Annotated in this window: 5 protein-coding genes and 2 pseudogenes; all 7 read right to left on the bottom strand. The window is 58.2% G+C overall.

All coding sequences use genetic code 11. The annotated features are described in order from the left end of the window. A pseudogene (locus tag ACRAUW_RS16570) lies at positions 1-332 on the bottom strand (imidazolonepropionase); the annotation flags it as partial. 154 nt (positions 333-486) lie between these two features. Next, positions 487-1,191 (bottom strand): histidine utilization repressor, encoded by a 705-nt coding sequence (gene hutC, locus ACRAUW_RS16565; RefSeq protein WP_041202413.1) that lies wholly within the window; start codon positions 1,189-1,191, stop codon positions 487-489. An 11-nt stretch (positions 1,192-1,202) separates the two neighbouring features. After that, entirely contained in the window at positions 1,203-1,862 is a 660-nt protein-coding gene (can, locus tag ACRAUW_RS16560; protein WP_005339998.1) for a carbonate dehydratase, read from the bottom strand. A 199-nt stretch (positions 1,863-2,061) separates the two neighbouring features. Further along, positions 2,062-2,916 carry an RNA polymerase sigma factor RpoH gene (gene rpoH / locus ACRAUW_RS16555; RefSeq protein WP_033137699.1) on the bottom strand — a complete coding sequence of 285 codons (855 nt, stop codon included), beginning with the start codon at positions 2,914-2,916 and terminating at the stop codon, positions 2,062-2,064. A gap of 451 nt (positions 2,917-3,367) precedes the next feature. Continuing rightward, complete coding sequence (ftsX, locus tag ACRAUW_RS16550; protein ID WP_431363157.1) at positions 3,368-4,321, bottom strand: permease-like cell division protein FtsX; 954 nt, start codon at positions 4,319-4,321, stop codon at positions 3,368-3,370. Then, positions 4,321-4,989 (bottom strand): cell division ATP-binding protein FtsE, encoded by a 669-nt coding sequence (gene ftsE / locus ACRAUW_RS16545; RefSeq protein WP_005339995.1) that lies wholly within the window; start codon positions 4,987-4,989, stop codon positions 4,321-4,323. The genes ftsX and ftsE overlap by 1 nt, the downstream gene beginning before the upstream one ends. A gap of 89 nt (positions 4,990-5,078) precedes the next feature. Continuing rightward, a pseudogene (locus tag ACRAUW_RS16540) lies at positions 5,079-5,387 on the bottom strand (signal recognition particle-docking protein FtsY); the annotation flags it as partial.

Raw genomic sequence — 5,387 nt, 5'->3', positions numbered from 1 at the left:
ACCGTGCTGATGATGCCACCGCCCCGACGGGCGATCTCGGCATAGGGCACTCCCTGCTGACGTAACTCGAACTCTTCGGCACGGCTGCCGGCGAAGACCAGATGGGTGTGGCAATCGATAAGACCTGGGGTGACCAGCTTGCCCCGCATATCCTGCCAGTGAGCGGGATACGGCCCCTTCAGTTCGGCCATCGGCAACAGCGCGTGGATCTTGCCATCCTTCACGCCGATGGCGTGGAGCGGCAGCAGGCCGTAGTCGGCCAGCTCATCATTCAGGGTAGCGGGCGTCACGTTGAGCCAGACCCGCTCGCAGTTCAACAGTTCCTTGTTCATAGCGACCTCAAATGTATATACATATTCTTATAGTCGATCTCTATGACGAAAGAAAGAGCGGCGTTCACATCCTGATAACAGCATCAAACTTAGAGTTTAAGCACAAAAAAGCCCACCAGGAGGTGGGCTTTGCAAAATCGATCTGTATATACATTTACTCCAGCTGAGTCTTGGAGCTTAGCTTGTAGCGGGAACCGGGAGAGAGCAAACGGGCGTAGGAGACCAGATGTCCCTCCGACCAGGTACGCCGGTGCAACAACAGGCAGGGGGAATCTACGCGGATCTGCAACAATCCCGCCTCACCGGCGCTGGGCAACACGGCTTCCACCACGTGCTCCATCTCGGAGAGGGGACAGACATCCATCAGATAACGGTTGGGGGTCTGTTGGGTAAAATCCTGCTCGCCATAGCCCGGCAGGCGCCCGGCATCAACGAAGCGTTCCTCCAACTGCAACGGCTCTCCATCGGCCTGATGGACGATCAGGCTGTGGAAGATGGGGGCGCCAACCCGCAGTCCCAGTTGCACCGCCACCTTCTCGTCGGCGGCCAGTCGCTGCAACCGGATCACCCGAGCGCTGTACTCGCCGCCACGCTCGGCGATCTCATCGGCAATATTGCGAATAGCCAGCAGCGGCGACTCGGTACGCCGGTCCGCCACGAAGCTGCCGGAACCGGCGGTACGCACCAGCCACCCCTCCGCCACCAGTTCCCGCAGCGCCCGGTTGACCGTCATCCGGCTCACGGTGAACTGCTCGCACAGGGCCGCTTCGGTCGGGATCCTGTCCCCCGCCTGATAGTGGCGTTCGCGTATCCCGTCCAGAATATGCTGCTTGATCTGCAGATAGAGGGCTGGCGCCACCATGAAGCTCCCTAGCGCCGACGGTGGGGCGGACGCATGTCCGGCCAGGCGCGATAGACATCGGGGATCTGATCCGGCCCGCTGATGCAGAGATCGAGATCGTGCAGCAAGCCATCCTTGATCCCGTAGATCCAGCCGTGAACGGCCAGCTCCTGCCCCTTGCGCCAGGCGTTCTGGATGATGGTGGTGTGGCAGACGTTGGCGACCTGCTCGGCCACGTTCAGCTCGCACAGGTAGTCGAAGCGCTCATGCTCATCCTCGATGGCCTCGAGCTCTTCACCATATTTGAAGTAGACATCCTTGATGTTGCGCAGCCAGTTGTCGATGAGACCCAGCTCCTGATTCTGCATCGCGGCCTTGACGCCGCCGCAGCCATAGTGACCGCAGACGATGATGTGCTTCACCTTGAGGACTTCTACCGCGTATTGCAGCACGGAAAGGCAGTTGAAATCGGTATGCACCACCAGATTAGCGACGTTGCGGTGGACGAAGACATCCCCCGGCAGCAAGCCCATCAGCTGATTGGCGGGTACCCGGCTGTCGGAACAACCAATCCAGAGGTATTCGGGGGCCTGCTGGGCAGAAAGAGTGGCAAAGAAAGCGGGATCTTCGGCTTTGATCCGTTCGGCCCACTCACGGTTGTTGGTAAACAGGTCGTTCAACAGTTTCACTTCTGCTCTCCCTAATGTGGCAGTGGCGGCAACATAACACACTCAAGGGTAACCAAAGCAAGGCCGACCAGATCCCTGCGAAACAAAAACAGGGCCATCAGGCCCTGTTTTTATGAGAGGAAGCATCAGGCTTCCATGGCATCTTTCAGCTTCTTGAGTGCGTTCTTCTCAAGCTGACGTACCCGCTAGGCGAATACAATTATGCTTCCATCGCATCCTTCAGCTTCTTGAGAGCATTCTTTTCAAGCTGACGCACACGCTCGGCAGAGACGCCGTAGGTATCGGCCAGCTCCTGCAGAGTGGTCTTGCTGTCATCATCGAGCCAGCGGGCGCGGATGATGTGCTGGCTGCGCTCATCCAGAGTGGCGAGGGCCGAGCTCAGACGACGGGTCGCGTGATCGTCCCAGTTGTCATTCTCGATGGTGGCGGCCAGATCGGAGGATTTGTCCTCCAGATAGTGAACCGGAGCGAAACCGCCCTCTTCTTCATCATCACCCACCAGATCGAACGCCTGATCGTAGTTGGCCATCCGCGCTTCCATCTCGGTCACATCGCTGGCAGAAACGCCGAGATCGGCCGCCACGGCCTGAACCTCTTCGTGGTTCAGCCAGCCCAGACGTTTTTTGGATTTGCGCAGGTTGAAGAAGAGCTTGCGCTGGGCTTTGGTGGTCGCCACCTTGACCATGCGCCAGTTACGCAGGACATATTCGTGGATTTCGGCCTTGATCCAGTGCACGGCAAAGGAGACCAGACGCACGCCGACCGTCGGGTCGAAGCGCTTGACCGCCTTCATCAGGCCGATGTTGCCTTCCTGAACCAGATCGGCCTGAGGCAGACCGTAACCGGCATAACTCTTGGCGACATGAACGACAAAGCGCAGATGCGACATAACCAGCTGACGAGCAGCCTCGAGATCGCCATCCTGCTGCAAACGCTCAGCCAGTTCACGCTCTTCCTCTGCGCTCAGCACAGGAATAGAGTTTACTGCCTGGATATAGCCTTCCAGACTACCTTGCGGAATCAGAGCCATAGTGCGCTGCAATGAAGTTCCCATCTGTTACCTCTTACTTTTCAATCGAATCAGTCTAACACCCTGAGAGGGTCTGTCTACTGACCGGATGCCATTCTGCGGCGTGTATCAAAGAACATGCCCAGTTTTAGACCGGCTTATCTTAAGCCTGCAGGATGAATCATGAATGAACAGTCAAAAAAAGGGGGTCACAATGAAGGACCCCCGAAAAGTAGCATGCTAAGTCCATTGTTGCGGAGCTCGCAACCTTCACATGCTTGCCAAGTCTGACGAGCAAGGCAGAGGGGCCACACCCGTATAAATGCTTCAGCTTTAATAGACTGCTTATAAATCAGAAGGTTCACTGGATCTAGCGAAGATCCGGAAGATCATTGTTATTCAGAATACTCTGACTATGGGGGCCAAGCCAGAAACGGCCCCTCTTTTACTTGATCCGCTTCGCAAAATCCAGCGATTTACTTTGATGACAAAGTAATCAGGATGGCTCGATGTCGCGAATGTGGCGATGGACCGAGAACCAGGAGGCAATCAGCCCCAGCAGGGCGCCCAGCAAGATCAGATTGATCCCGTCTACCGCCCCCATGCCTACCAGCCGGAAGTTACTGTTATACAAGCCCGCCAGCTCCTTCACCACCCCCTCGCTCCAGATCACCATCACTTCGGTCAGCCACCAGGCCAGCATGCCGCCGATCACCCCGAACCAGATGCCGGTATAGAGGAAGGGACGATGAATAAAGGAGTCGGTCGCCCCCACCAGCTTGAGCACTTCAATCTCAGAACGCTGGTTGAGGATGTTGAGACGCAGGGTATTGCCGACGATCAGCAACACGGCGGAAAGCAGCAGCACCGCGATACCGGTAATGGTGTGGCGCAGCAGGTTCATGATCCCCTGCAGCCGGGTCAGCCACTGCAGATCCAGCTTGCCCTGTTCGACCCCAACCTCATTATTGAGCTTGCTGAGCAGCTCGGCGGCCCCTTCCGGGTTCTGCCAGCGCGGATCCGGGATGACGCTCAGCACAGGCGGTAGCGGGTTGCTGTCCAGATAATCGAGGGCATCGCCGAAGCCGGAGATCTCGCGAAACTCCCGCAGCGCATCGTCGCGGCTCATATAGGTAACCGAATCAACCTCGGGGTAGAGCAGGATCCGGTGCTGCAGATCGAGAATGCTCTGTTCCGGCAGATCCTTGCGCAGATAGAGAGAGATCTGGGAGCTGGTCTGCCAGCTCCCCTCCACCACCTCGGCGTTTTTCAGCAACACGTGGAAGCAGGAGGGCAGCGCCAGACTGACGCCAAGCACCGCCAGCGTCATCAGGGAGGCGAGCGGGTTACGCCACAGTTCGCCCAGACTGGCAAACGCCTGCCGCACATGGTCAACCCCGTACATCATCAGACGGCGCAGTGGCGGTTGTTTATGACGAACGATAGCCATCAGAGCTCCTCCCCGGCCGAATACATGCGACCCGCCTTGAGGGTCAGGGTGCGATAGCGCATGCGCGCGATCAGCCCCAGATCGTGGGTAGCAATCAGTACCGAGACCCCAAAATTGTTGAACTCCTGAAATAGCCGCATGATATCCATGGAGAGCTGAGGATCCAGGTTGCCGGTCGGTTCATCCGCCAGCAGCAGCGGCGGCTTGTTGACGATGGCACGGGCGATGCCGACCCGCTGTTGCTCACCACCGGAGAGCATCCGCGGCTGGTAACGCTCCTTGCCGAGCAGCCCCACCTTGTCGAGCGCCGCCGCCACCCGCTTGTTGATGTCCGCATGGCTGTAACCATCGATCACCAGCGGCAGCGCTACGTTGTCGAACACGGTTCGGTCCATCAGCAGGCGGTGATCCTGAAAGATCATCCCGATCTGGCGACGAACATAGGGGATCTGGCTGCGCTGGATATGGCTGACATCATCGCCATGAAAGAAGACACGACCATCGGTCGGGCGCTCCATCACGCTGATCAGTTTGAGGAGGGTACTCTTGCCCGCCCCCGAGTGCCCGGTCAGAAAGGCCATCTCCCCCTTGCGCAGGTGAAAGCTGACCTTTTGCAGCGCCTGATGGCCGCCGCTGTATACCTTGCTGACCTTGTCAAAACGAATCATAACGGTTCCCTGAAATTGACAAACCCCGACCGGAGTCGGGGCATGGAACACTTACTCATCACGGCTGAGCTGACTCATCGCGGCCGGACTTATTCATCGCGGCTGAACAGCGCCTCGATGAAGTCGTTGGCAACGAAGGGACGCAGATCGTCGATCCCCTCGCCCACCCCGATATAGCGGATCGGGATCTGGAACTTGTCGGCCACCGCGAAGATGACGCCGCCCTTGGCCGTGCCATCCAGCTTGGTAAGGGTGATACCGGTCAGGCCCACCGCCTCGCTGAACAGCTTGGCCTGGCTCAGCGCGTTCTGGCCGGTGCCGGCATCCAGCGTCAGCATGATCTCGTGGGGCGCCTCTTCATCCAGCTTCTTCATCACCCGCACCACCTTCTTGAGCTC

This window comes from Aeromonas sp. (assembly GCF_050633025.1).
Lineage (GTDB): Bacteria > Pseudomonadota > Gammaproteobacteria > Enterobacterales > Aeromonadaceae > Aeromonas.
Note: the sequence above shows the minus strand (reverse complement) of the source record. Positions and strands in the feature narration are given on the sequence as shown.

What these genes read in the sequence shown, in the direction of transcription:
- ftsE (WP_005339995.1), bottom strand. Translation starts at nt 4,989, where the DNA reads ATGATTCGTTTTGACAAGGTCAGCAAGGTATACAGCGGCGGCCATCAG.
- rpoH (WP_033137699.1), bottom strand. Translation starts at nt 2,916, where the DNA reads ATGGGAACTTCATTGCAGCGCACTATGGCTCTGATTCCGCAAGGTAGT.
- ftsX (WP_431363157.1), bottom strand. Translation starts at nt 4,321, where the DNA reads ATGGCTATCGTTCGTCATAAACAACCGCCACTGCGCCGTCTGATGATG.